Genomic DNA, 25683 nt, shown 5'->3' on the forward strand with positions numbered 1-25683 from the left:
CATTCCTTCAGCGATCGACCACGTTCATGGCCATGGCTCCCGAAGCCGCGCAGTAGGGCCGCACCCACACCGGACGGGCCGGGTGGACGACGGCGTACTCCGCGTGCTCGTCCCCGGCGAGCGGCACGGCCGGATATGCGTGGGCACCCTTGACGTCGGGAAAGTCCTCCAGGATGTGGCTCACGCGAACCTTGCGCCGGTCGGCCGGATCCGGCTGGAACCACCAGTCCCAGTCCTCCCAGCGGGTCAGCCGCCGGTCGACCACCTGCCGTAGCGGTGCCTCGGCCCGGAACCGCCGACGGCCCAGGAGCTGGACGGGGACTTCGAGGTCCACCCTGTTCCCGCCGCGCCGGCTCACCACGAAGAGCGCACCCGGCCTGATCGGCCGTTCACCGCAGAGCACGCCCTCCAGCGCGATACCGGTGTCGGTCACCTCCACGCCGATGCATTCGACGTGCTCCTGCCGCGACACGGTGCGCAGCATGATCCGGCCGCGGGAATCCGCGTACGGCAGGCTCCAGCCGACGGCACCGGTCACCGGCCGGTCGAGCAGCCCGCCGCGTGCGTCGATGAGTCTGCGGGTGTCACGGATTCCGGCCTTCATGTGCACGGCCCTTCCCGCCGCCTTCGGGGACCGCATGGTCACCTGCCAGCGCCCGTCGCCGAGCCGTTCGAGGTCCGACGGGGTGATCGCCGCCGTGTAGCGGGTGCCGCCGTTCCCCAGCGCGGTCCGCGTGGTGTCGAGGGCCAGCTCGGGGCGGGCCGCCCCGTCGGAGGGCTTGTCGCGGAGTACGAACTCCCAGCGCTGCCTGCCATCGGCGGGGCCCTCGGTGGAGAACCTCAGCCAGCCCGCGCCGTCCGCCGTGACGTCCACGGTCGCCGTGCCGATGGAGGCCGGAGTGACCGTGATCTGGACCGCGGCGGTCTTCCGCGGCCCGGCCGGCGCACGGTAGCCGCGACCCGCCGAGGCGCGGCGGCGTGCGGCGTCCTCGAAGAGGTCCACGTAGCGGGCCGCCACGGCCGCGGGGTCGTACCGGGCGGCGTTGCGGAGCGCGGCCGCTCCCATGCCCTGGCGCAGCGCGTCGTCGGCCATCAGGCGGCGCAGCCCCTCGGCGATCGCCGCAACGTCCCCGTTCGGCACGAGGATGCCGTCCTCGCCGTCCTGCAGGATCTCCCGGGGGCCCACCGGGCAGTCGGTCGAGACCACGGGCAGACCGCAGCGCATGGCCTCCACCAGCGTCATGCCGAAGGATTCCGCGCTGGAGGTGACGGCCGCGATCGACCCCTTGGCCCATTCCGACTCGATCGGCGAGAAGCCCCCCATGAGCAGTGCCCGGCCGGTCAGCCCCAGCTCGGTGACGAGAGCGCGCAGACCGGCCGCCTCGCCGCCGTCGCCATAGATGCGCAGCTGCCAGTCCGGGAACTCCTCGGCCAGCCGGCCGAAGGCACGGATCAGCAGGTCGTACCGCTTGACGCGGTGCATGCGGCCGGCGCTCACGACGACCTTGTGCGCGCAGTCGGACGGAGGAACGGCGGGCTTGGGCACGCTGTTGGGGATTCCCACGACGGGGACACCGTCGATGGGGGTGTTCTCCCGGAACGAACCGGCGTCCGCCTCGGTGACCGTCGTGATGGCGTCGAGGCGCGGGTAGACGCGGGCCATCTCCGCGCGGACGGCGGCCGGGATGGCCAGGTGGGTCATGTGCTCCTGGGCCACGCGCAGCGCGCCTTCGCGTGTGTGGGCGGCGACGAAGAGGTTCAGGCTGGGGCGGGTGCCGACGACGACATCGGCACCCGTCCGCTGGAGTTCCCGGATGATGCGCGCATCGGTGAACTTGCTGTACTGGGCGGAGAACTCCTCCTGGCGCGGCACGACGTCGCTTGGCTCGTCGCTGCCGGCGGCGCCGTGGTCGGCGGCGCCGGGGCGCAGGTCCACCAGGGCGCGCACGGTGATGCGCGGGGAGATCCCGAACTTCGTGGCGGTCGTCCGGCGGAACACGGAGACGATCTCGACCTCGTGGTGGACGGCGAGCGCCTCGGCGAGGTTGATGACCGTGCGGTTGGTTCCGCCGATGCCGTAGATGTTGTTGATCAGGAAGGAGATCTTCACCGGACCTCGCGCTCCTTGTGCTCGAAGGGGCTCGGGACGGGGTAGTACGCGTCCAGGAACCCTCGGAGCATGGCGGTCTGCCGGGCCACGTCCATGCCGTCGGACAACGTGTCGTTGATGCAGAAGGCCTGGCGGTCGCGGCGGGCGAGCAGGATGCCGAGCCGCCGCTGGATCTCGGGTCTGGCCAGGTCGAGATAGGCGAAGCTGATCTCCGACGGCACGGCCCTGCCGGTGAAGTAGGCGTAGTAGTGGTACAGCGAGGAGGGGATCGAGATGTCGGTCGGGCTCCGGAAACGGCTGTGCGAGGTCCCCCAGTGGGCCTCGGCGAACTCGCGCTCGATCTCGTGGAGCACGCTGCGCCTCAGCGCGTAGGGCGCGTGCCGCATCTTCTGCACGATGGCCGAGCCGAAGTTGTCGAGGATGAGTCTGCGGTTGTTCTTGCCCGCCGCGTCGACCGGCCTGTCGCCGAGCGTGAGTTCCCACCCGGGCAGCTGGGAGGGTGACAGGAAGGTGCGGGTCATGCCGTTCGACAGGAAGAACGTCTGCGGCGTCACGGGGCAGCCCAGGAACATGTCGTCGTTGAAGTAGAGGAAGTGCTCCGACAGGCCTTCTATGTGGTGCAGCCTGCTCTCGATGGCATGGGAGTTGAACGTCGGCAGCGCCGACGGGTCGTCGAAGATCTCGGAGTGGTCCACCACGGTGATCCGGGGATGGCTGTCGTTGAGCCAGCCGGGTCGCTGGCGGTCCGTCACCACGTAGACGTTCCGCACCCACGGGGCGTTCTGCTGCAGGGCCCGCATCGAGTAGCGGAGCTCGTCGCGGCTGATGTAGCGGGCCGCGTTCGCGGACTCGACGTGGTAGCCGCCGCCCTCGTACGCGCTGCGCCGCCGCTGCCACATCGGGTCCGAGCCGTCGACCCAGGTGTAGACGACGTCGATGGGGAAACGGACGTCCTCCGGCAGGGGCTGGGCGCACGGCGCGATCGTCCGCACCGAACGGGTGCGACGGGTGTGCAGGGCCGCGAAGCCGGTGAGGCGGCTGACCGGGACCGCGATCCGCGGCTCGTCGAGCGCGACGTCCTGGGTGACGCGGTTGGGCCGGGGCGCGACCAGCCGGCCTTCCTGCGGTCGCCAGAACTCGATGTCGCAGCCGTGTTCGAGGCCCAGCGTCAGCGAACTCCCCGGATCGCTCCAGAGCATGCCGACGCGGAGCACCGAGGCGTCGCGTGTGATCCTGCGGGCACGCCGCGATCCGCACGCCGCGACCCCGCCGCGGGCCTTGTCGCCCTGACATGCCACCAGGTACAGCGGCTCCTTGAGCGCGACCTCCTGCAGGATCTGCCGGAGCCGCCCCCGGTCGGCCTCCGAGACGGCCACACAGGAACGGAAGTCGGAGTTCCCCCGGATCGCGAAGTAGTCGACGCCCCCTTCCTCGAGCAGGGTGACCACCAGTTCGAGATTGGCCTCGCGCAGCCCGAGCGGCGAGGTCGTGGGCCGCACCAGCGCGATCCGCCTGCCGCCTCCGGTGAGCACCGCGAGCCGCTCGTCCCCGCGGAAGAGCTGCGGCCAGCGCCGCCGTGCCACGGCGCCGCGCACCATCCGGCCCCCTGCCCCGAAGGACTGCAGGCTGCGGAGCAGTTGCTTGAGCGCCATGCGCAGCCGTATCGGCACATGCCGCGCGATCCGGCGCCGCAGTGCCGTGGGGACGATGGTGCGGTAGAGCCCGACGGCGGCCGACGCCTCGGGATTGCCTGTGCTCACGGGCGGGCGTCCATGTGGTCGGGGGCCTGGCGCTCGAACGGGCTCGCGACGGGGAAGTAGCGGCGCAGGAAGCCGAGGACGGCTTCGGTGCCGTCACCGCTGAGAGCCGCCTCCGAACCGAGGCCGAAGAAGTGCATCTGCTGGGAGTCCCGGCGCGCGAGGAGCCGTTCCAGGTGGTTCCCGATGTGGGGGTGCGCCGCGTGCAGCGCCGCGGACGCCTCACCGGAGAGGTCGGCGAGCCCCGCGACGTATCCGATGTGGTGGGCGAGACCGTCCACGGGGTGGGTTCCGGGCACCACGGAGTGCAGTTGGCCGTCCGGCGGCGACAGCGCGCCGGCATCGGTCGAGTCGAGCCGCCCCAGGATCGCCGTGCTGTGGGGCTGCGGTCCCGGCGCGTAGCCGTGGCCGATCGTGCAACCGGTGGCGGCGTACGCGGCGCCGGCCCAGGGGGAGAAGGACTCCTCGGCCGTCCACGGTCCGCGCCGGGGGCGCGTGGAACCGTGCGGGGTGAAGTAGTCGAAGGGCCGGACGGGACGGCCCAGCAGGGCCCCCGGTCGGAGCAGCAGGAAATGGTCCGCGAGGTCGGGCAGCCGGTGCAGACGGTGCTCGGCGCCCAGGAGGCCCGGGGTGACGGTGAGATGCTCGCCGCGGTGCAGCCACTGCGGCACCGGCGCCTGCGCCACCACGTGGACGACGTCGATCCACGGGGCGTACTGGTGCACCGAGCGCAGCGCGGCCCTCAGCAGTTCCTCGCCCCAGGGCGTGGCGTGCTGCCACTCGAGCACCACGTCGACGGGGAAGGCGATCTCCTCCAGCCGGGGGATGTCGAAGCCCTCCAGGGTGATGCTGGGCTCCAGGCTCGCATCGACGTCGCTGTAGCCGCAGAGCCGGTTGAAGCCGATCTCGACACCGAGGGCATCACGAGGGACGGCGCGCTGCACCCTGTTGGGACGGGGGCCGATCAGCCGCTCGTGGGGCAGATCGGCGTTGACCGTCCAGAACTCGATCTCGATCCCCTGGTCCTCGCCGACCCAGTGGTTCTCGGTGGGTTCGGTGCGCAGCCAGGTGATGCGGACGACGGTGGCCTTGCCGTAGTTCTTCCAGGCCCTCACATGGCTGCCCGGAATCATCGCGGTGTCGTTGTTCCCCGGCGAGACCGACACGACATAGCCGGTGTGCTCCTCCAGCAACGCGCGCAGAGCACGCCGCACGGCACCCTTGTCCCGGTGCTCCACGGCGATGCACACGCGCCGGTCGTCGAGCGCGGGAACCGCGAACCACGGGATCTCGGCGGCGTCGAGCGCGTTGGTGACCAGGTCGTGGTCGAGTCGCCGGGCCAGGTCGACCGTGAGCCCGGTGTGGACGTGCCCCACGCGGCCGTCGGGCGTCCGGACCCGCCGCTCCGAGCGGCCGAAGTCGGCCTTGCGCACCCGGCTCAGGGCGCGCAGGTGCAGCCGGGCCTCACGGCGGCTGAGGGTCCGGGCGATCCGGCGCTTGACCTTGCGCCGGACGCTCCCCGGCACCGTGCTGGCGGCGGCGCTGCGCATCGGCTGCGGGACGAGCCGCTTGTAGACGTGCGCGGCAGAGCTCATCGACGGCGAGTCGGACACGTCAAGAACTCCGGTTCACTTCTCGTAGGGGCTGGGGGTCGGGAAATAGGACGTGAGGAATCCGTCCAGCAACTCCTGCTGCACCTCGATGTCCTCGGGTGTCGAGAAGGCGTCGTTGAGGCAGAAGGAGTCTTGGTCCCGCCCGTCCAGCAATCGCTGCAACCGGTCCGCCAGGTCGGGCACCGACAGATGCAGATATGTGAAGGGCATGGAACCCGGCTGCGCCCTACCGGTGAGAGCCGCGTAATAGAGGGCGAAGGACGAGGTCGGCGACAGGTCGGTCATCGCGCGGAAGCGGCTGGCCGACGTGCGCGCCCAGGCTTCGGGGAAGTCGCGTTCCGCCTCTTCCATCGCCGAGCGGCGGATGGCGTACGGGATGTGCTCCATGGGCTGAGTGATCACTCGGCCGAAGCGCTCCTGGAGCAGCGCGCGATTGTTCTTGCAGGCGGCGTCGACCGGGGTGTCGGTCTCCGCCACCGGTCCCTGCGGAATGCGGTTGCGTGAGGGGAAATAGCGCGCGGTGCCACTCGGTGTGAAGAAGGCGTGCGGCGCGACCGGGCGGCCCATGAACATGTCGTCGTTGAAGTACAGGAAATGCTCGGACAACCCTTCGATGTGGTGCAGTTGGCTCTCGATGGAGTGCGAGTTGAAGGTCGGCAGATCCGCGGGGTCGCGGAAGATCTCCCGGTGGGTGGCGATGCGGATGCCGGGGACGTCCTCGCGCAGCCACTCCGGGACCTGGTCGTCGGTGACGATGTAGATGTTGCGGATCCAGGGCGCGAACAGGTGCAGCGAGCGCACTGAGTAGCGCAACTCGTCACGGCTGATGAAGCGCGCGTCGCTCGCCGACTCGGTGTGGTACACCTCGCCTTTCGCCTCGGCTTTGCGCCGCTGCCACGCGGGGTCGTTCCCGTCCACCCAGGTGTAGACGGCGTCGATCGGGAACGTGATGTCGTCCGCGGTGTTCACGAGGAACTCCGGACGCGTCTCGACAGGTGGCGCCTGGTCCCTGGGGGTCCAGTCGGAGACGAAGCGGCTGAACAGTCGTGCGGCACCCGGCACGGCCGCGCCGTCGGCCGGCACGGCCCAGGTGACGCGGTTGGGGCGGGGCGCGACGAGGTGGCTGCCGTGGCTGCGCCAGAACTCGATGGCGCAGCCGTACTCGTGCCCGAGCAGCAGGCGTTGCTCCGGGTCGGTCCGGTACCAACTGACCTGCAGGGCCGGCGCGCCGGCGACGTCGTGCCAGGCCCGGGGGTCCCGCGAGGAGACAGGGCGGGCCGGACGCGGCGCGTCGGGGTCGATCACGCTCAGCTGACCGGGGTACTGGCCGAGGCCGCGGAACAGGACGGAGAGCACGCGCTCACGGTCCTCCTCGGCGACGGCGACGACGGTGCCGTGGTCGGAGGTTCCGCGCACCGCGAAGGCCTTCACATCGACGGCGTCCAGCAGGTTGAGGACCGCCGCGCGATTGGCCTCCCTGGCCGCCAGCGGTGAGAGCCGCTCCTCGACGTATACGTCGCCCCGCTCGTGGTTCACCGGCCCGTACTCGCGGGGCGGCTCGCTCTGGTGCGGCAGTCCCGTGTGGTCCGGCGGTGTCCGTCCGGAACCGCCTTCGGCCTCACGAACCGCGGGCTCGGAGAAGGTCGTCACGCCCTCCGCCCTTCACGGGCGCACCCATGCAGCAGCACCGTGCCACCCCGCCCCTTCTCCATTGCCGCGGCCTCTGCAGAGCGGGCGGCGCCACCACGCCGTCCGCCTCAGGTCCCCACCCGAGCCGCGCCCCCAGCGCGCCGGCAGGCCGCCGGTGCGCTTTACATCAAAAATTAAACATTCACAGGCCGGGCACATCTTCACCGAGTGAACAGTTAGATGTCAACAGCAGCGATAAATGACAAAAAACGCACGATTCCACCCAGGGCAGGTAAACAGTCGGCAAACACCCGTTGCGCCGAGAATGGCTCCCCGAACGAGCGCGTGCATCGTCCATTCATGCCCGCGGCGAAGCGCTCCCGGCCTGTCCCAGGCTCATGGAGCGGGGCCGGTGATCGCCCGCGGCCACCCGTCAGACACGGGCCGACGGGCCCATGGCCAGTCCCTGCTCAGCGCGCTGCCTGGAGATGTACAGCGCCCCGTCGGCACCGATGGTCGCCAGGACGACGCGGCCGTACACGTCGAGGGCCAGTCCCGGACAGCCCACGGACCGCTCGGCGGCCGGCGACCACCACACTCCCGCCGCCTCGTTCTCCGTGCCGCAGGCCGCGAGCATGACCCGGCCCTCGACGTCCCGGTAGGCCAGCACGGTGCAGTCGTATCCGTCGAGCGCCGTGCGGACCACCGCGACGGCGTCACCGGCGGGGTCGCCGCCCAACGGGATCGCCCAGTTCCCGGCGCGGTAGGCGACGAGGCCGGATCCGGCGTCGGCCCAGTAGTAGGTGAGCCGGCCCGGCGCGGTCTCCAGCGCGGCGACGGACCCCGGGACGGGGGCCGACCGGACGTCGGGGGTCCGGCGCATGACGCCGCCGGCCTCCGGCTGGATCCAGCGCAGCGCCGAGGTCCCGGTGGACGCCAGCAGTTCCACATGGCCGGACGACATGGCGGTCGGAGCGAGCCCGTCCTGCACCTGGCTGCCCTGGAGGTCGCTCCAGGGCTCCCACCGGCCGCCCTTACCCTCGCGCCGGAGCATCACACCGCCGCCTGCGTTGCGTACGAAGACATGGACCGCCCCGGAGGTGTCGACGGCCCCCACCGGCACTCCCAACAGCCCGGCCCGCTCGGGTTCCTTGTGCGGATTGCCCACCGGCACCCACTCCGTCTGAGGGCGCCCGCTCTGGTACTGCAGGGCGTAGACCACGTCCACGGCCACCCGGCCGTCGGCGCGCGGTCGTTCGCGGCGGCCCAGGAAGTGCACGAAGCCGTCGCCGCCCTGGGCGATCGACAGATGCGTGAGGCCGGGCGCGGCGAAGAAGTCCGGTCCGCTCCACCCGCCGCCGCCCGCCGCGGTCTCCGTCCAGCGCAACAGGCCGCCCTGGCACGGGGCGTACGCGGTGAGCCGGCCGTCGGCGCCGAGCACCAGCCATGTGCCGGCGGCCGTGCCGGTGGCCGCCTTCCCGGCGTCCGGTGCGTCCGGGCGCCTGCCGGACTCCCGCCGTTGCGCCGCGCGCGCCGCTCCACCCCTCATGACGTGCGCCCACCCCTTCGCCCCCGTGGCCCACCATGGATCCGGGCCCCCAATTCTTCACATGATATGCATGCGGGCTACACTTTCGCGGATCTCGATCACGAGAGGGAGGCGGCCGCGACGCGGTGCGTCGAGACCGGTTCCCGGACCGCGCACCACGGAGGACAACGCACGCGATGCCGCACGCCGTCGACACCGACCACGAGGCCGCCACGGTCAACGCACCGCCGAAGGCGCGCGGATCCCGCACCCGGGGGCAGCGGATCCGCAGGATCGTCGCCTGGACACTGCTGGTCCTCGTCCTGCTCGCCGGTGGCACGGCGTGGTGGGCCTACGCCCACCTGAACTCCAACCTCACCAGCATCGACCTGGACCAGGAACTCGGCCCGGACCGGCCCGAGAAGCTCGCCACCGGCGCCAAGGACATCCTGGTGCTCGGCTCCGACTCCCGCTCGGGCGCGAACAAGGGCCTGGCCGGCGGCAACACCGGCGGCACCGCGCGCTCGGACACCGCCATGGTCATCCACATACCCGAGGGCCGCAGGAGCGCGGTCGCGGTGAGCATCCCGCGCGACACCCTGGTCACCCGCCCCGACTGCACCGCCCGCGACGGGAGCGCACTGCCGTCCGCGAAGCGCGTGATGTTCAACTCGGTCTACACGACGGCTGGTCCGGCCTGCGTGGTGAAGACCGTCGAGCACATCTCGGACGTGCGGATCGACCACTACGTCGAAGTGGACTTCGCCGGTTTCCAGGACCTCGTGGACTCCCTCGGCGGGGTCACGGTGACCATCGACAAGACCATCCACGACACGTCCAGCGGCCTGGACCTCGAGGCCGGCACGCACCGGCTCGACGGCACCGAGTCGCTCGCCTTCGTCCGCACCCGGCACGGCATCGGCGACGGCAGCGACCTCGGCCGGATCGGGCTGCAGCAGCAGTTCCTGCTGGCGACCCTCGACGAGATCAAGCGGCAGGACCTTCTGGGCAGCCCCGCCAAGGCCTACCGGATCGCGGACTCGGCCACCCGCTCCCTGACGACCGACTCCGGGCTCGGCTCCCTGGTGAAACTGGGCGACTTCGGACGCAGCCTGAAGGGCCTCGACCCGGGCAACCTGCGCACCGTCATGCTGCCCGTCGCCTACGACAAGGTCGACCCCAACCGCGTGGTGGCCGCCGAGCCGCAGGCCTCCCGGCTGTGGAAGGCGATCCGGGAGGACACCGGGATCCCCCGGTCGGTGCTGGAGTCCACGACCTCCGACTGAGCCTCAGACGGGGGGAGCGGCGCCCTCCGCGGGACGGGCGGTGCAGTAGGCGACCGTCAGGTCCCGCACCAGGGCCTTGCGTTCGTAGTCGTCGAGGTCGACCAGTCCGCGGTCGAGAAGGCCGCGCACGGTCTCGCCGACGGCGGTGAGGGCCTCGTCCAGCGCGGCCCGCCGGTGGCGGGCGTCGAGCGCCGCCACCTGGGCGCGGCGCATCGCGGCGGCCACGGCGGGCGCGTAGTCGACGCGGACGGGCTGGGCGGAGAACACCTCGACGCCGACCGGCCGCAGGTCCTCGACGAGGATCCGGGTGAGGTCGTCCGCGAGGCGGTCGGTGTGGCGGAGTGTGGGACCGGGGCCGCGGAAGTCGTCGGCGGGCAGCCGGGACACACAGCGCGTGACCGCGGCCTCGACCTGTTCGCGCAGGTAGCGGACGTGGTCGTGGACGGTGAAGGCGGCCCGCGCGGTGTCCCTGACCCGCCACACCACCAGGACCGTCGCCTGCAGCGGGGTGCCGCAGGCGTCGGTGGCCTCGATGGGGCTGCTACGCCAGTGGCGCAGGCTGGTGTCGACACGGCGGCGGACGAGCAGCGGGCTGATCCACAGCAGTCCCGTGCGGCGTACGGTGCCGCGGTAGGCGCCGTGCCGGGAGAGCATCCAGACGGAGCCGGGGCGGCCCCGGGCCAGGCCGAGCGCGGTGAGGGCCGTGAGCGCCGCGAGGACGGCCACGGCACTGCCGCGGACGACGGGCGAGGACCCGACAGGACCCAGCAGGAGCGCGGCCGTGCCGCCGGCGGCCGCCAGGGCCGCGAGCACGGCGACGCCGCCGGGCAGGCAGCGTCCCGGACGTTCGGCGATCTCGGGCGGCACCGCCGCGGCGGCCGGTCCGGGGGCGCCGTGCACGGCGGGCGCCCGGGCGGGGACGGGGAGATCGGCAGGGCTCCCCTGCACGGTGACCGTCATGAGAAGAGCCGCTTCCACGTCTCGGGGCCCGGGTAGCCGTCGGCCCGGCTGCCGGACCAGCCCTGGGACCGCTGGAAGGCCTCCACCGCGCGCCGGTCGGCCTCGCCCCAGCGGGGGCCCGGCCCCTTCGCGTAGAACCGGCCGAAGCCCTTGGCGGCCAGCCTCCGTCCCAGCGCGAGCACGTGCGGGCCCGACTGGCCGGGCCGGAAGCCACCGATGCCCGGGTAGGCCGGCGGTGCCGTTGCGGATGCCGGTGCCGCCGGGCGGCCGGCGCCGCCGACGTCGGAGCCCGCGCCCTGGGTGAGGTAACGCCACGTCAGGGGGCCGGGGAAACCGTCGGCCTGATCCCCCTTCCAGCCCTGCGCGCGCTGGAACGCGCGGGTGGCGAGGCGGTCGGCGTCGCTCCAGTGGGGCCCCGGCCCGTCGTGGTAGTACTCCCCCGCGCCGCGCTGCCGCAGCATCGTGCCGAGCCGGGTGATGTAGCCGTTGGCGGCGCCGGGGCCGAAGGAGCGGCTCCCCGGATAGGCGAGGGAGGCCAGGTCCCCGAGGTCCAGATCTCCGTCGAGGTCCTCGTAGAGGTCGTCGTAGAGGTCGTCGAAGCCCTCGCCCCGCAGGTACTTGTAGCGGTAGGGGACGTAGCGCTTGGAGTGGTCCCAGTAGGCGTACGGCGTCGTGCGCACCCGGGCGCGCGGCCGGGTCTCCTCGTAGGCCGTGTAGCGGGTGTGCGCGGCGTTCGCCCAGCCCCCGAAGATCGTGACGTGGGAGCCGTCGACCGGGTCGCTCGGGTTGTGGAAGAGCAGGATGTCTCCCGGTTCGAGCTCGTCGCGGCCGATCCGCTCGGCGAAGCGGGGCAGTGTGCCGGTCCACTGGCTGGTGCCCAGGCCCCAGGCCATGGAGACGAATCCGGAGCAGTCCTGCCGGTAGCCGTCCCGCCAGCGGCGGCGCATGTCGTACGGGACCTTGGCGTCGATCCAGCGCCTGGCCCGCTCCAGGATCTGGTCGCGGCTCAGGCGGAGCGGGGCCGCGGAACCGATCAGGTCCGGCTGCGCCTGCTCGGTCCGGCCGGCGGACATCGCCTGGCCGGCGTCCTCCGCGGGAGCCGCCACGGCGGCGGGCGCCAGGACGGCCGCGCCGGTCGTGGCCAGCACGACCAGCGCGGCGGAGGCCGCCGCCGGTGGCGCGCACGGCGGGGTGACGCGGGTCGCCGCCCGGATCAGGCGCCGCCGTGCGCAGTCCTCACAGACGCAGCCCGGCAGCGGCCCGACCTCGTCGAACACCGGTGTGGACATGTGCACCACCACTCCTCGCGATCGAGTGCCACATGCCCTTATTACCCGATTTCCACATAAATCTGACGGAATGGCAGCGTGGGCGGTGTGGTCAGCCGTTCGCGGTGGTGCCGTCCACGACCTCGGCGACGGCCTTGTCGACCAGCTGCGTCAGCTTGGCGGGGGTCAGCCCGGACGCGCCGCCCGCGGGGTCGGTGACGGTCTCGCCGTTCACCTGCACGACCGGCGCGGAGGTGAACCCGGCCGCGGCGAACTCCTCCTGGGACCGTCGCACCCAGCCGTCGTGGTCCCCGCCCTGGACGCACGGGACGAAGTGCGTCTCGTCCACGCCGCCGGCCTTCCTCGACAGGCTCTTCAGGAACACGTCGCTGGTGAACGGATCGTCCTGGGCGTCGGCGGGCTGGGCGTCCCAGACCTGCTCGACGAACTCCCGGAACCGGCCCACGTCCTGCGCGCACGCGGCCGCGTTGGCCGCCGCAAGGGAGCCGCTGCCGCCGTCCGCGGTGTCGGTCGGCGTCACCAGGCGGTAGTCGATCCCCACCTGAGCGGTGGCGACCAGCTTCGCGAGGGTGTCCGCGTACTCGGCGGCGAAGGCCTTCGACTCCGGGCTGCGCAGGTCCTCGTACACGGTCAGCGTCACCGGCAGCTTCGCGGGCCTGACCGGCACCGCCAGCTTCTCCTCGCCCGAGGCACCGGCCGGCACCTTGACCTCGTGCTGCTTCTCACTGCGCACATGCGCCCCGAGGACGGCAGAACCCCCGAACACCACACCCAGGACGATCACCGTCCCGGCATAGGACCGCCAGCGCTTGGACTTCGTCTGCTTCACCGGGACTTTCTACCACCGTGTGCGACCACGCCCCCTGGGGGGTGGGTCCTCACGCGAGCGACGCCGGGCCGGGCGGGTTCCGGGCCGGCCGTGGGAGGGTGGGCCGGTGAACGATGGGACAGCGCCCCTGGTCGTGGTCGACGCCGCCAACACCGTGGGGTCCGTGCCCGACGGATGGTGGCGGGACCGGCACGGGGCGACGGAGCGTGTACGGGACGCCCTCGCCGGGCTCGCGCGGACCGGCCTGCCCGAGCGGGCGGACGTGCCCGAGTGGGCCCGCCGGGCGCCGCTCGACATCGTGCTCGTCGTGGAGGGCGCGGCCCGGGACGTGACGCCCGTGCCGGGGGTACGGGTCGAGGCGGCGCCGGGCAGCGGGGACGACCTCGTCGCCGAACTCGTCGCGGCGCGGGCCCCGGAGCGGCCGTGCCTGGTCGTGACGGCCGACCGCGAGCTGCGCCGCCGGGTGACCGCCCACGGCGCGGCTGTCGCCGGCCCGCGGGCGGTGCGCGACTGACTACCCGTGCGGCGGCCGGACGTACAGCACGGCGCCGTCGGCGGTGCCGGCGCGCTCGTAGCCGCCCCGGTCGAGCAGGCGGCGCAGGCCGGGGACGTGCGCCGCGCCGTAGGGGGCGCCCCGGGAGTCGTCGACCACGACGTCGGGGGGCGCGGCGGCGAACTCCCGGCGGAAGTCCGCCCAGGCGCCCGGCACGGCGTACCGCTCGCCGACGCGGGCCCCGCCGCGGCCGCCGCTGAAGTTGGTGAGGAATCCCGCGGTGAGGAAACGGCCGGCCGGGGCGCGCCCGGAGAGCCAGTACTGCTCCGGGTGCATGCCCCAGACCAGGACGGTCCCGTCAGCGTCGGTGCGGGCGCGGATCGCGGCGGCGACCGTCCGGGCGTGGTCGAGTTCGGCGCGCGGGGCCGCGAAGCCCCAGCCGGTGAAGACGGTCGCCGCCAGCACCGTCCAGACGGCGGCGGCCCTCCTGGCGGGCCCGCGGGCGGGCAGCCGGCGCAGCGCGGCCACCCCGACCAGCGCGAGCGGCGGCAGCAGTTGCAGGTAGTAGTGGCCGTAGAACTGGAAGCCCGTCACGACGGCGACGGCGGACGCGCCGAGCCAGATCCACAGCTCGGCCCCGGCGCCGGCCCGCCGGCGCGCGGCGAGCCGGACGGCCGGCAGTACGAACCCCGCTCCGGCCGCCGCGAGGATCGCGGCGTTGCCGAGCCCCCGTCCGGCGGCGAGCAGCCAGGCGCCCTCGGGCGAGATGTAGGTGCCCGACCCGGTGACGGTCCAGAAGACGAAGCGTCCCGCACCGGTGGCCAGGGCCACGGCCGCCACGGGCAGCGCGCAGCCCGCCGCCAGCCGGACCCACGCGCCCGCGGGCGCGGCCTTGCCCTCCCGTGCGGCCCGCCACAGCATCCAGACCACCGGGAGGAGCACCACCGCGCCGGTCTGCTTGGTCAGCGCCGCCCCCGCCACCGCCACCCCGGCCGCGCCCCAGCGCCGGCGGTCGGCGCACAGCACGGCGGCAACCGTCCACGGGAGGGTGAAGACCTCGAAGGAGGCCGCCTGCGTGTCCTCGGGCGCCAGGCCCACGGACAGCAGCAGGTAGCCGAACCCGGCGGCCGCGCCCCACCGGTCGCCCCAGCGGCGCCGGGCCAGGGCCACGAGCAGCGCCGCGGTCACCACGTGGGCGACGACCGCCGCCACCCGCAGGGGCCACAGCGAGCCGTCGCCGAAGAGCGCGAACGCGCCCTGGTACAGCCACGGCAGGAACGGGGGTTTGCGGTCCACGACGGTGTCGTAGAGGACGCCGCCGGAGGCGAGCACACGCGCCTGCGTCGCGAGGAACCCCTCGTCGGGGTTCCAGACCGGGCGTACGAAGGAGGGCAGATGGACCAGGGCCGCCACGAGCGTCAGCAGCGGGAGCAGCACGGGCCAAGAGAACCGGCGGGGCCGCGAGACCGCCCGCGCTGCCGCGCCCGTACCTCGTTCCGGAGGCGCGGGCGCGGCAGCGCGGGCGGTCTCGGGACGGGTCGGCACGCGCCCAACGTACCGGGCGCCCTCCCGCCGCGTCAGCTCAGTCCTGGCGGGCCGGCTTGCGCACCCGGCTGTTCCGGTAGCCGTAGAGGAAGTACACGACGCAGCCGATGGCCATCCAGACGGCGAACCGCAGCCAGGTCTCGGCCGGCAGGTTGAGCATCAGCCACAGGGTGGCGAGCACCGACACCGCGGGCAGCCACGGCACGAACGGGGTGCGGAAGGCGCGCGGCAGGTCCGGACGGGTACGGCGCAGCACCACGACGCCGACGGCGACGACGACGAAGGCGAAGAGGGTGCCGATGTTCACCAGCTCGGCCAGTTCCTCGATGGTGGTGAAGCCCGCGACGATCGCGACGATGCCGCCGAGCAGGATCGTCGAGCGGTAGGGGGTGCCCCGCGTGGGGTGCACCCGGGAGAAGAAGCGCGGCAGCAGCCCGTCGCGGCTCATCGCGAAGAAGACCCGGCTCTGCCCGAGCAGCAGGATCATGCAGACCGTGGTCAGGCCCACCACGGCGCCGAAGGCGATCAGTCCGGCCCAGAAGGGGTGGCCCACCGCCTTGAAGGCGTCGGCCAGCGGCGCGTCCACCGACAGCTGGCTGTAGTGCTGCATACCGGTGACGACGATGGACACGGCGACGTAGAGCACGGTGCAGATGATCAGCGAGCCGAGGATGCCGCGCGGCACGTCCCGCTGGGGGTTCCTGGTCTCCTCGGCCGCGGTGGCGACGATGTCGAAGCCGATGTAGGCGAAGAAGACCACGGCCGCCGCGGTGAAGATGCCCATGACGCCGAACTGGGACGGTTCGAAGCCCGAGATCAGCTGGATGAGCGGGGCCTTGATACCGGCCTCCGCGCCCTCGGACCGCACGGCGGGCGGGACGAACGGCGTGTAGTTGTGGCCCTTGATGAAGAACGCGCCGACGACGATGACGATCAGGACCACGGCCAGCTTGATGGCGACGACCACGGCGGTGACCCGGGCCGACAGCTTCATCCCGGCGACCAGGACGGCGGTGAGCACGGCCACCAGCAGGAAGGCCAGCAGGTCGAAGTGGAAGCCGCTCTGCTCGCCGCCGGACAGCACGGACGGCAGGTGCCAGCCCCAGTTGTCCATGATCGAGCGCAGGTACCCGGACCAGCCGACCGCGACCACGGCGCAGCCCAGCGCCAGTTCGAGCACGAGGTCCCAGCCGATGATCCAGGCGGGCAGTTCGCCGAGGGTGGCGAAGGAGAAGGTGTAGGCCGACCCGGCGACCGGGACGGTGGAGGCGAACTCCGCGTAGCACAGGGCGGCGAGCGCGCAGACGACGCCGGCGGCGACGAAGGACAGCGCGACCGCCGGGCCCGCGTTCTCCTTCGCCACCTTGCCCGTGAGGACGAAGATGCCGGTGCCGATGATGACGCCGACGCCGAAGACCGTGAGGTCGAGTGCCGACAACGACTTCTTGAGCGCGTGCTCCGGCTCCTGGGTGTCCCTCAGGGACTCCTCGACCGATTTGGTGCGGAAGAACCCGCTTCGACCCTTCGCAGCGTTACCGCCCACGTCCACCGGCGCACCTCCACAGTTGTTCCTGCATCACAGCATCCGCAGATGCTTGTGACCGGATCTGGCGCGCCTACACATCGGCAGAAGGGCCGGGCGATCACCCGCCCGGGTGTCGCCCGGCCCGATGGTGCCGAGGGGGTGAAGCGGGCGTCAGTCGCTCGCGACCTGGGGCGTGGGCTCGTCGGCGTAGCGGCCCTCGAGCCTGCTGACGAGGCCGGTCACCTGGCGCGCGATGTCCGGGGCGGTCAGGCCGATCTCGGCCATGACCTCCTTGCGGCCGGCGTGGTCGAGGAACTCCTGCGGGATGCCGAAGTCGCGCAGCGGCACGTCCACGTTCGCGTCGCGCAGAGCCTGGGCGACGGCGGAGCCGACACCCCCGACACGCCCGTTGTCCTCGACCGTGACGACGACCCGGTGGCCGGCCGCGAGACCGGGCAGGGCCGCGTCGACGGGCTTGACCCAGCGCGGGTCGACGACGGTGGTGGTGATGCCCTGGGCGTCGAGCAGGCCGGCGATCTCCAGGCACATCGGAGCGAGCGCGCCGACGGAGACCAGCAGGACGTCCGGCTTGGCACCGTCGCCCTGCGGCTCGGGGGCGCGCAGCACGTCCATGCCGCCGACCTTGCCGACGGCCTTGACCGCCGGGCCGACCGCGCCCTTGGAGTAGCGGACCACGGTCGGGGCGTCCTCGACCGCAACGGCCTCGCGGAGCTGAGCGCGTACCTGGTCGGCGTCGCGCGGGGCGGCGATCCGCAGGCCGGGGACGACCTGGAGGATCGACATGTCCCACATGCCGTTGTGCGAGGCGCCGTCGGTGCCGGTGATGCCGGCCCGGTCCAGGACGAAGGTCACACCGCACTTGTGGAGCGCGACGTCCATCAGGACCTGGTCGAAGGCGCGGTTGAGGAAGGTCGCGTACACGGCGACCACCGGGTGCAGGCCGCCGGTCGCCAGTCCCGCAGCGGAGACGGCGGCGTGCTGCTCGGCGATGCCGACGTCGTAGACGCGCTCGGGGAATGCCTTGGCGAACTTGTCCAGGCCGACGGGCTGCAGCATCGCCGCGGTGATGGCGACGATGTCCTTGCGCTCCTTGCCGAGCTTGACCATCTCCTCGGCGAAGACCGACGTCCAGTCCGCGCCCGAGGCGGCGATGGGCAGCCCGGTGTCGGGGTGGATCTTGCCGACGGCGTGGAAGCGGTCCGCCTCGTCCTGCAGGGCGGGGGTGTAGCCGCGGCCCTTCTCCGTCAGGCAGTGGACGATGACCGGGCCGCCGAAGCGCTTGGCGCGCTGCAGCGCGGACTCCAGGGCGGCGAGGTCGTGGCCGTCGATCGGGCCGACGTATTTCAGGCCCAGGTCCTCGAACATGCCCTGCGGGGCGATGAAGTCCTTGAAGCCCTTCTTGGCGCCGTGCAGGGTCTCGTACAGCGGCTGGCCGATGACGGGGGTGCGCTCCAGCAGCTCCTTGGTGCGGGTGAGGAAGCGCTCGTAGCCGTCGGTGGTGCGCAGCGTGGCGAGGTGGTTGGCGAGGCCGCCGATGGTGGGCGCGTAGGAGCGCTCGTTGTCGTTGACGACGATGACCAGCGGGCGGTCCTTGGCGGCGGCGATGTTGTTCAGCGCCTCCCAGGCCATGCCACCGGTCAGGGCGCCGTCACCGATGACGGCGACGGTGTGGTCGCGCTTGCCGAGCTGCTCGTTGGCCTTGGCCAGTCCGTCGGCCCAGCCGAGCACCGTGGAGGCGTGGCTGTTCTCGATGACGTCGTGCTCGGACTCGGCGCGCGAGGGGTAGCCGGACAGGCCGCCCTTGCCCTTGAGCTTGGAGAAGTCCTGACGGCCGGTGAGCAGCTTGTGGACGTAGGACTGGTGCCCGGTGTCCCACAGCACCTTGTCCTTCGGCGAGTCGAAGACGCGGTGCAGGGCGATGGTCAGCTCGACGACGCCGAGGTTCGGCCCCAGGTGCCCGCCCGTCTTGGAGACCTCGTCGACCAGGAAGGTACGGATCTCGCCTGCCAGCTCGACCAGCTGCTCCGGGCTCAGCCGGTCGAGGTCGCGCGGTCCCTTGATACGGGTCAGCAGCGCCACCCGTGCCTCCTTGTTGTCGCTTGCCGGTTACCCGAGTGTATGTGTTCGCGTTTTCAGCTCCGCACACACCTGTGCCCGGCGCTGGGATGATCTTCCCTGCGCCGGGCACGTCACGCCACTGGTGTGCGGTGCGAACCCTCAGCCGCGGCCGGCGGCCTTCTGGCTCCTGCGGGACACCGAGTCGATGATCACGGCGGCCAGCAGAACGCCGGCGGTGATCATGTACTGCAGCGCGGTGTTCATGTTGAGCAGGTCCAGGCCGGTCCGGATGGACTGGATGACCAGCATGCCGAGCAGGGCGGACCAGACGCTGCCCCGGCCTCCGAAGAGGCTGGTGCCGCCGATGACCGCGGCCGCGATGGCCAGCATCAGGACGTCACCCGTACCCGCACCCAGCGTCGCGGTGTAGGTCTGGGCGGCGAAGAACAGACCGCCGATCGCCGCGAACGCGCCGGAGATGGCGAACACGGAGATCCGCACCAGGGCGACGTTGATGCCCGCCCGGCGGGCGGCCTCGATGCCGCCGCCGACCGCGAAGACCTTGCGGCCGTACGAGGTGCGCCGCAGTACGAAGTCGACGATCACCAGGGCCGCCAGGAAGATGACCAGCGCGTTCGGCACACCGAACGCCTGGTTCAGCACGTACGCGGCGACGAAGGAGACCACCGCGAGGGCGCCGACGCGCAGCGCGATCTCGCTCGTGGGCCGGAACGGGACACCGGCCGCGCGGCGGCGGCGCTGGTCGATCAACGAGCCCGCGAGCATGGCCGCGGTGCCGAGACCGGCAAGCAGGTAGGCGCCGGCGATGTCCTGGTCCATGAAGAAGGAGCGCTGGCCCAGAATGTGCAGCGGCCCCTCGTCGGGGATGGAGAGGCTTCCGCTGTCGCCGAGCAGCTGCAGCATCAGGCCATTCCAGCCGAGAAGGCCGGCGAGGGTGACGATGAAGGCGGGTACACCGATCTTCGCGAAGAACCAGCCGTGCAACGCGCCGATGACGATGCCGGTCAGGACCGTCAGGATCAGGGCGAGCCAGGGGTTCATTCCGTGATTGGTCACGAAGATGGCGAAGATGGCCGACGCCAGACCGCTGACCGAGCCCACCGAGAGGTCGATCTCGCCCAGCAGCAGCACGAAGTTCAGGCCGATGGCCAGCATGCCCGTGGCGGCCAGGAAGAAGCCGATGTTGGACAGGTTGCCGGCGCTGAGGAACTCGCTGGACTGGGTCTGGAAGATGCTCCAGATGATGATCAGGCCGATGACGACCGGCAGCGCGCCGAGCTCACCACCGCGGACCTTGCGCTTGAACTCGGTGAGGTAGCCCTTGAAGCCCTCTTCACGGACGAGCAGGCGCGGGTCGACCACGGGCACGGCCGCCGAGGACGCGTCCTCGACCGCTGCCACCGCGTCCTTCTTTACGGTCTTCGACGTGTCGCTCACTTTGCATCCTCCGTGCGCCGCGCCTGACGGCGGGTCACGGCGTTGTCCGTGGCGCCCGTGATCGCGGAGATGATTTCTTCCTGGGACGTGCTCTTGACGTCGAACACACCGTTGTTCCGACCGAGCCGCAGTACCGCCACCTTGTCGGCGACGGCCTTGACGTCCACCATGTTGTGGCTGATGAGGATGACGGCGAGGCCACGCTGACGCAGCCGTTCCACCAGGTCGAGCACCTGGGCCGTCTGCTCCACACCGAGGGCGGCGGTCGGCTCGTCGAGGATGACCAGCTTGGGGTCGCCGATCAGGGCGCGCGCGATGGCGACGACCTGCCGCTGACCACCCGACAGGCTGGCGATCGGGATGCGCACGCTGGGGATGCGGATCGACAGGGTGCTCAGCAGCTCCCTGGAACGCGCCTCCATGGCGACCTCGTCGATCACACCGGCGCGCTTGATCTCGCTGCCGAGGTAGAGGTTGGCAACGACATCGAGGTTGTCGCAGAGCGCCAGGTCCTGGTAGACCGTCGCGATTCCGAAGCCCTGGGCGTCGTGCGGCTTGTTGATGCTGACCGCCTCGCCCTCCCACTCGATGACGCCTTCATCGATGGGGTGGACACCCGCGATCGTCTTGACCAGGGTCGACTTACCTGCGCCGTTGTCGCCGACGAGCGCGACGACCTCACCGGCGTGGACCTCCAGGTCGACATCGGTGAGTGCCTGGACCGCACCGAATCGCTTGGAGACTCCGCGCAACGCCAGCACGGGCGTAGCGGACACGTGAACCATCTCCTTCGCCGCCTGACCGGCGGGGATGCCGCGCTTGGAGGGGCGCGGAGTTTTGTGCAAACTGCACAGCTTTACATGAACGGGAGCGGACTGTCTGTCCGGCACCCGCCCCGTCAGCGGGGTCTGTTGGACGGGGCGGGCACCGGACAGGTTCGCGTGGCGGCCTCCGGGGGGAGGGCCTGCCGTGTTACTGGAGGCCGGCGGCCTTGCAGGCCTTGGCGAACTCGGCCGTGCAGATCTCCTCGACGGACCACAGCTTGTCGGCGACGACCGTGTCCTTGACGTTGGCCTTGGTCACCGAGACCGGGGTCAGCAGCTGGGACGGGACCTTGTCACCGGAACCGCTGGTCAGCGAGGTGGTGGCCAGCGAGTCGATGGCCTTGCCCTCGATCAGGTTGACCGCGAGCTGGGCAGCGGCGTCGGCCTCGGGCTTGAACGCCTTGTAGACCGTGCTGGACTGGGTGCCCGCGATGATCCGCTGGATGCCCGCGAGTTCGGCGTCCTGACCGGTCAGCGGGATGCCGCTGATGCCGGCGCCCTTGAGGGCGGTGGCGATGCCGCCGGCCATGCCGTCGTTCGCGGCGTAGACGCCCGCGATCTTCTTGGCGCCGATCTGGGTGATGGCCGCCGTCACCTTCTGGTTGGCGACGGTGTCCTTCCACAGACCGCTCTGCTCGTAGGCGATCTTGACCTTGCCGTCGAGCACCTTGTGGGCGCCCGCCTTGAACATCGCGGCGTTCGGGTCGGCGTCGTCACCGTTGATCATGACGACGTTCGCCGACGGCTTGGCCTTGGCGCCGAGCGAGTCGAGGAGCGCCTGGCCCTGCAGCTCGCCGACCTTCTCGTTGTCGAAGGAGACGTACGCGGAGACCGGGCCCTGTGCGAGGCGGTCGTAGGCGATGACCTTGATGCCCTTGTCGACGGCCGACTGGACGGAGGTCTTGATGGCAGCGGCGTCCTGGGCGCTGATCACGATCACCTTGACACCCTTGGTGATCATGGTGCTGACCTGCTGGGCCTGCTTGCCGGAGTCGCCCGCGGCGTTCGCGTACTGTACGTCGCAGTCGGCGCACAGCTCCTTGACCTTGGCCTCGAACAGCGGCTTGTCGAACTTGTCGTAGCGCGCGGTGACGCTGTCGGGAAGCAGCAGACCGATGGTCTTGCTCTTGCTGCCGGTGCTGCTGCTGCCGCCGTCCGCCTTGTCGTCGCCGGCCTTGCCGCACGCAGCAACGGAAAGGGCCATGGAGACGGCCGCGGTGCCGATCACGACGCGACGCATCATTGCGTTCATGTGGGGTTGCCTCCCTGACAGGGCCGCAAAAGACAGCGGCCGAGGTGAGCGTGAGTCAACTCGGCAACAGCCTTGACGTCAAGAAGTAAATACTTAACGAGATGGCAACGGTGCGTTTCGTTATCTAGATGAACGCAGAGTGATCTCTACGACACAGCAACCGCTGCGGGAACATTAGCATCCAAAAGGGTCGAATCCCCCACCTCGCTGAGGGCCAGCGCCAGGGCGCCCAGCACCTCGGCGCGGGCCCCCAGGCCCCCCGAGACAACGGAGAGGCGGCGCGCCGCACTGGGGATCGCGTAGCGTGCCACAGATTCCCTGAGGGGCGCGAGGACCAGCTCCCCGGCCTCGGCGAGATCGCCGCCGAGCACCACCCGGCTCGGGTTCAAGAGGTTGGCGAGGCTGGCGACGCCCATGCCGATGTGCCGGCCGACGTCGGCGATGACCCGGCGGCAGCCCGGGTCTCCCTCCCGGCCCAGCTGCACCATGCGCGCCAGGGTGAGGTCGGGGCCGTGGCTGCCGCGCAGCAGGTCCAGAACGTAGCGGGCGGCGGTGAAGGTCTCCAGGCAGCCGCGGTTGCCGCAGCGGCACACCGGGCCGGACTCGTCCAGCGTGATGTGGCCGATCTCGCCCGCGGTGCCGCCGGGGCCGCGGTAGATGCGGCCGTCGATCACCAGCCCGGCGCCCACGCCGCTGGCCACCTTGATGTACGCCAGGTCCTTCACCCCCCGGCCGCCGCCCCAGACGAGTTCGCCGAGGGCGCCGAGGTTGGCATCGTTGTCCACCTGGACCGGCATGCGCAGCCGCTCGGCGAGTTCCTGGCGCGGGTTGATGCCGCCCCACCCCGGCAGGATGGCGGTGGACCCCAGCGCGCCGGTCTCCACGTCGATCGGGCCCGGCACGCCGAGTCCGACGCCGATCACCTTGTCGGCGCCGATGCCGCTGGACTCGATCAGCCGCGCGACCAGCTGCTCGGCCCGGTCGAAGCCCTCGGAGGCCGAGGCGTCCACGTCGATGGGCTCGGACTGCTCGGCGAGCACCTGGTGGGCCAGGTTGCCGACCGCCACCCGCAGGTGGGAGTGCCCGAAGTCGACGCCGACGACGACGCCCGCGTCACCGGACAGCGCGACCGCGCGGGCCCGGCGCCCTCCCGAGGAGGTGGGGGTGACCTGTACCGTCCCGTTGTCCCGCAGTTCGCGGACGATGTTGGAGACCGTCGCGGCGGACAGCCCCGTCGTACGGGCGATCTCCGCCTGCGTCAGCGAACCCGCAAGGCGTACGGCCCGGACCACCCGCTCGAGGTTGGCCCGGTGCAGCGACGACTGGGATCCCGGAGTCTCCACGACCATTCCACTCCTGCCGAACCGGACGGGAGCCACGCCGATGAGACCCCGTCGTCTACAACATGTGAACTCTAAGCAAGCCTTTAGGCTCGCTTCCCGTCAAGGGGCAGAACCAGACCGCTGACCGAATGCCCGAAAAATCCAGAAGCGGCCCCGCATACGGCGGGACCGCTTCCGCTCCGCCGTCCGGACGACCGGACGGCGGCCACGTGGAGTGACCTTCCGGTTACTTCAAAGTGCCGGCCGTCAGACCCGCCTGCACCTGCCGCTGGAAGGAGAGGTAGACCACGAGCACCGGCAGCATCGCGATGGTCATGCCCGCGAAGAGCGCCGGGTAGTCACCGGAGTACCCCTGCTGCTGCGCCAGGTTGACCAGGCCCTGGGCCAGCATCGAGCGGTCCGGGTCGCTGCTGGACTGCTGCTGCATGAGGGTCATCGGCAGGATGTACTGGTTCCACTGGCCCAGCACGTTGAAGATGCCCACGCTGATCAGGCCCGGCTTCGCCATCGGCAGCATGACCTGGAAGAAGGCCCGGGAGTGCGAACAGCCGTCGATCATGGCCGCCTCGTGCACCGCCGTGGGCAGGGTCCTGAAGAAGGAGTGCATGAAGAAGACGGTGAAGGGCAGCGAGTAGGCGATGTAGACCAGGATCAGGCCCTGGTAGGTGTTGAGCATGCCCAGGTTGCTGACCATGAAGAACAACGGCACGAGGGCGAGGTACACCGGGAACATCGCGCCGCCGACGAACAGGTAGAAGATGATCCGGTTGCCGGGGAATTCGTAGCGCGCCAGCACGTACGCGGTCATCGACCCCAGCAGCATGGTCAGCGGGACCGAGAACACCAGCACGATCACCGTGTTCACGAAGAACTCGCCGATGCCCTTCTCCCAGGCCCGGGAGAATGCGTCGAAGGACCAGTGCGAGGGCCAGGACCAGGCACTCGCGCCGATCTCCGTGTTGTTCTTGAAGGAGCCGAGGACGATCCATGCCAGCGGCAGGAGGATCATCACGCCCCAAAGGATCAGGAAACCGTGCGAGAAGACGTTGAGCGTCGTGCCGCCGTCGGCGAAACGTTCCCGGTCCGTCTTCCTGCTGCCGATCGTGGTGGGCTGCCCCTTGAAGACCGGCACCGGAGTGGGCTGCTTGATGGGAGTGGCCATGGGATGCGCTCCCCGCTCAGTACTCGATGCGATCGCGGCGGGAGACCCGCAGCGCGATGGCGGAAAGGATCAGGGTGAGGAAGAGGATGACGACGCCCATGGCACAGGCGTAGCCGCTCTTTCCGAAGGTGAGGAAGTTGCGCATCAGGTAGGTCGCCATGACCTCACCGTGGTAGTCCGGGCCGCCGCCGAAACTCGAACCCGGAGTGAGGACCGAGGCCAGCACGAAGAAGTCCATCGCGGCGATGGCGAGGTACACCCAGGCCGTCTGGACGCTGTCCCACAGCAGCGGGAGCGTCACCTTGAAGAAGGTCTGCAGGCGGCCGGCGCCGTCCAGCAGCGCGGCCTCGTAGATGTCCTTCGGAACTGACTGCATGGCCGCCGAGAACAGCACCAGGTAGAAACCGACACCCGCCCAGATCTGCACGCCGAGCAGGCACCACATCACCAGGTTGGGGCTGTTCAGCCATTCGACCGGGGCACTCGGGTCCTGAAGGTGCAGTTTGATGAGGATGCCGTTCAGGAGGCCGCTTCCGTCACTGCGGTAGACCGCCTGGAAGAGCACGACGAGAATGGCGACGGAAAGCACCTGGGGAAAGAAGAAGACCACCTTGTAGAAGGCGGATCCGCGCACTCCGCGCACGCCCGTGGTACCGCCGCGGCCACCCACGTTGAGCATGAAGGCGAAGAAGAGCGCCAGCAGGATCGTGATCACCGGCAGGAAGACCAGCAGCAGCACGTTGTGCTGGAGCGCCTGCAGGAAGACGTGGTCCCCGAAGAGCTTGGTGTAATTCTCCAGGCCGACGAAGTGCATCTCCTGGGACTGGCCGGACCAGTCCGTCAGGGAATACCCGAACGTCTGGAGGTACGGCCAGATCACGAAGACGACGTAGAGCACGACCGGAATGACGAGGAATCCCGCGATGAACGGGTACTTGCGGTAACGCATGGCGCTGCTCCTGCCATCGGGTAGACCGTCGCACCGGGGCCCCGAACGCCCC

General features: G+C 71.0%; 19 protein-coding genes. 2 read left to right on the forward strand and 17 right to left on the reverse strand.

What is annotated here, in order from left to right:
• Nucleotides 1-7 precede the first annotated feature (7 nt).
• From CHF15_RS08305 to CHF15_RS08325, 5 genes are all read right to left on the reverse strand, one after another.
• A complete protein-coding gene (locus CHF15_RS08305; protein ID WP_089222988.1) occupies nt 8-2110 on the reverse strand; it encodes a glycosyltransferase family 4 protein in 2103 nt (700 codons plus the stop codon).
• The gene (locus tag CHF15_RS08310) at nt 2107-3870 is read right to left on the reverse strand and encodes a stealth family protein (RefSeq protein WP_089222989.1); all 1764 of its coding nucleotides are present in this window, start codon (nt 3868-3870) and stop codon (nt 2107-2109) included. Before CHF15_RS08310 ends, CHF15_RS08305 begins: the two co-directional genes overlap by 4 nt.
• The gene (locus tag CHF15_RS08315) at nt 3867-5462 is read right to left on the reverse strand and encodes a sugar phosphotransferase (protein ID WP_375815419.1); all 1596 of its coding nucleotides are present in this window, start codon (nt 5460-5462) and stop codon (nt 3867-3869) included. Before CHF15_RS08315 ends, CHF15_RS08310 begins: the two co-directional genes overlap by 4 nt.
• 33 nt (nt 5463-5495) lie before the next feature.
• Nucleotides 5496-7130, reverse strand: a complete 1635-nt coding sequence (locus CHF15_RS08320; RefSeq protein WP_179279700.1) for a stealth family protein — start codon at nt 7128-7130, stop codon at nt 5496-5498.
• A 412-nt stretch (nt 7131-7542) separates the two neighbouring features.
• Nucleotides 7543-8658, reverse strand: a complete 1116-nt coding sequence (locus CHF15_RS08325) for a PLL family lectin (protein ID WP_089222991.1) — start codon at nt 8656-8658, stop codon at nt 7543-7545.
• A gap of 176 nt (nt 8659-8834) precedes the next feature.
• On the opposite strand from CHF15_RS08325, the gene CHF15_RS08330 reads away from it, so the two are divergent.
• Complete coding sequence (locus CHF15_RS08330; protein ID WP_089222992.1) at nt 8835-9923, forward strand: LCP family protein; 1089 nt, start codon at nt 8835-8837, stop codon at nt 9921-9923.
• A 3-nt stretch (nt 9924-9926) separates the two neighbouring features.
• On the opposite strand, the gene CHF15_RS08335 is transcribed toward CHF15_RS08330, so the two are convergent.
• The 3 genes from CHF15_RS08335 to CHF15_RS08345 form a co-directional block, all read right to left on the reverse strand.
• Complete coding sequence (locus CHF15_RS08335; RefSeq protein WP_089222993.1) at nt 9927-10883, reverse strand: SPFH domain-containing protein; 957 nt, start codon at nt 10881-10883, stop codon at nt 9927-9929.
• Nucleotides 10880-12172, reverse strand: a complete 1293-nt coding sequence (locus CHF15_RS08340; RefSeq protein WP_089222994.1) for a peptidoglycan-binding protein — start codon at nt 12170-12172, stop codon at nt 10880-10882. The genes CHF15_RS08335 and CHF15_RS08340 overlap by 4 nt, the downstream gene beginning before the upstream one ends.
• Before the next feature lie 91 nt (nt 12173-12263).
• Nucleotides 12264-13001: a DsbA family protein gene (locus tag CHF15_RS08345; RefSeq protein ID WP_245938724.1), complete on the reverse strand. Its 738-nt coding sequence runs from the start codon at nt 12999-13001 to the stop codon at nt 12264-12266.
• A 106-nt stretch (nt 13002-13107) separates the two neighbouring features.
• On the opposite strand from CHF15_RS08345, the gene CHF15_RS08350 reads away from it, so the two are divergent.
• Nucleotides 13108-13515: a PIN domain-containing protein gene (locus tag CHF15_RS08350; protein WP_089222995.1), complete on the forward strand. Its 408-nt coding sequence runs from the start codon at nt 13108-13110 to the stop codon at nt 13513-13515.
• Here CHF15_RS08350 and CHF15_RS08355 read toward each other — a convergent pair whose 3' ends face one another.
• The 9 genes from CHF15_RS08355 to CHF15_RS08395 all read right to left on the reverse strand — a co-directional run bounded on the left by CHF15_RS08355 (nt 13516) and on the right by CHF15_RS08395 (nt 25631).
• Entirely contained in the window at nt 13516-15039 is a 1524-nt protein-coding gene (locus CHF15_RS08355) for a glycosyltransferase family 39 protein (protein WP_089222996.1), read from the reverse strand. It lies immediately after the preceding gene.
• Nucleotides 15040-15076: 37 nt separating this feature from the next.
• The gene (locus CHF15_RS08360; protein ID WP_089222997.1) at nt 15077-16588 is read right to left on the reverse strand and encodes an amino acid permease; all 1512 of its coding nucleotides are present in this window, start codon (nt 16586-16588) and stop codon (nt 15077-15079) included.
• A 147-nt stretch (nt 16589-16735) separates the two neighbouring features.
• Nucleotides 16736-18664, reverse strand: coding sequence for a 1-deoxy-D-xylulose-5-phosphate synthase (dxs, locus tag CHF15_RS08365; RefSeq protein ID WP_089222998.1), 1929 nt, complete (start codon nt 18662-18664; stop codon nt 16736-16738).
• 138 nt (nt 18665-18802) lie between these two features.
• Nucleotides 18803-20101: a sugar ABC transporter permease gene (locus CHF15_RS08370; RefSeq protein WP_089222999.1), complete on the reverse strand. Its 1299-nt coding sequence runs from the start codon at nt 20099-20101 to the stop codon at nt 18803-18805.
• A complete protein-coding gene (locus tag CHF15_RS08375; protein ID WP_089223000.1) occupies nt 20098-20886 on the reverse strand; it encodes an ATP-binding cassette domain-containing protein in 789 nt (262 codons plus the stop codon). Before CHF15_RS08375 ends, CHF15_RS08370 begins: the two co-directional genes overlap by 4 nt.
• Nucleotides 20887-21073: 187 nt before the next feature.
• Complete coding sequence (locus CHF15_RS08380; protein WP_245938726.1) at nt 21074-22177, reverse strand: sugar ABC transporter substrate-binding protein; 1104 nt, start codon at nt 22175-22177, stop codon at nt 21074-21076.
• 146 nt (nt 22178-22323) lie between these two features.
• Nucleotides 22324-23520: an ROK family transcriptional regulator gene (locus tag CHF15_RS08385; protein WP_089223135.1), complete on the reverse strand. Its 1197-nt coding sequence runs from the start codon at nt 23518-23520 to the stop codon at nt 22324-22326.
• Between the two features lie 226 nt (nt 23521-23746).
• The gene (locus CHF15_RS08390) at nt 23747-24682 is read right to left on the reverse strand and encodes a carbohydrate ABC transporter permease (protein WP_089223001.1); all 936 of its coding nucleotides are present in this window, start codon (nt 24680-24682) and stop codon (nt 23747-23749) included.
• A 16-nt stretch (nt 24683-24698) separates the two neighbouring features.
• The gene (locus CHF15_RS08395; protein ID WP_089223002.1) at nt 24699-25631 is read right to left on the reverse strand and encodes a carbohydrate ABC transporter permease; all 933 of its coding nucleotides are present in this window, start codon (nt 25629-25631) and stop codon (nt 24699-24701) included.
• Nucleotides 25632-25683: the final 52 nt, after the last annotated feature.

Source organism: Actinacidiphila glaucinigra (assembly GCF_900188405.1).
GTDB classification, from domain to species: Bacteria; Actinomycetota; Actinomycetes; order Streptomycetales; family Streptomycetaceae; genus Actinacidiphila; species Actinacidiphila glaucinigra.

Bases quoted from the DNA above. Each gene is read 5' to 3' on its own strand.
- CHF15_RS08330 (WP_089222992.1), top strand. From the start codon at position 8,835: ATGCCGCACGCCGTCGACACCGACCACGAGGCCGCCACGGTCAACGCA.
- CHF15_RS08375 (WP_089223000.1), bottom strand. From the start codon at position 20,886: ATGGTTCACGTGTCCGCTACGCCCGTGCTGGCGTTGCGCGGAGTCTCC.
- CHF15_RS08390 (WP_089223001.1), bottom strand. From the start codon at position 24,682: ATGGCCACTCCCATCAAGCAGCCCACTCCGGTGCCGGTCTTCAAGGGG.
- CHF15_RS08395 (WP_089223002.1), bottom strand. From the start codon at position 25,631: ATGCGTTACCGCAAGTACCCGTTCATCGCGGGATTCCTCGTCATTCCG.
- CHF15_RS08325 (WP_089222991.1), bottom strand. From the start codon at position 8,658: ATGAGGGGTGGAGCGGCGCGCGCGGCGCAACGGCGGGAGTCCGGCAGG.
- CHF15_RS08340 (WP_089222994.1), bottom strand. From the start codon at position 12,172: ATGTCCACACCGGTGTTCGACGAGGTCGGGCCGCTGCCGGGCTGCGTC.
- CHF15_RS08315 (WP_375815419.1), bottom strand. From the start codon at position 5,462: ATGAGCTCTGCCGCGCACGTCTACAAGCGGCTCGTCCCGCAGCCGATG.
- CHF15_RS08380 (WP_245938726.1), bottom strand. From the start codon at position 22,177: ATGAACGCAATGATGCGTCGCGTCGTGATCGGCACCGCGGCCGTCTCC.
- CHF15_RS08335 (WP_089222993.1), bottom strand. From the start codon at position 10,883: ATGACGGTCACCGTGCAGGGGAGCCCTGCCGATCTCCCCGTCCCCGCC.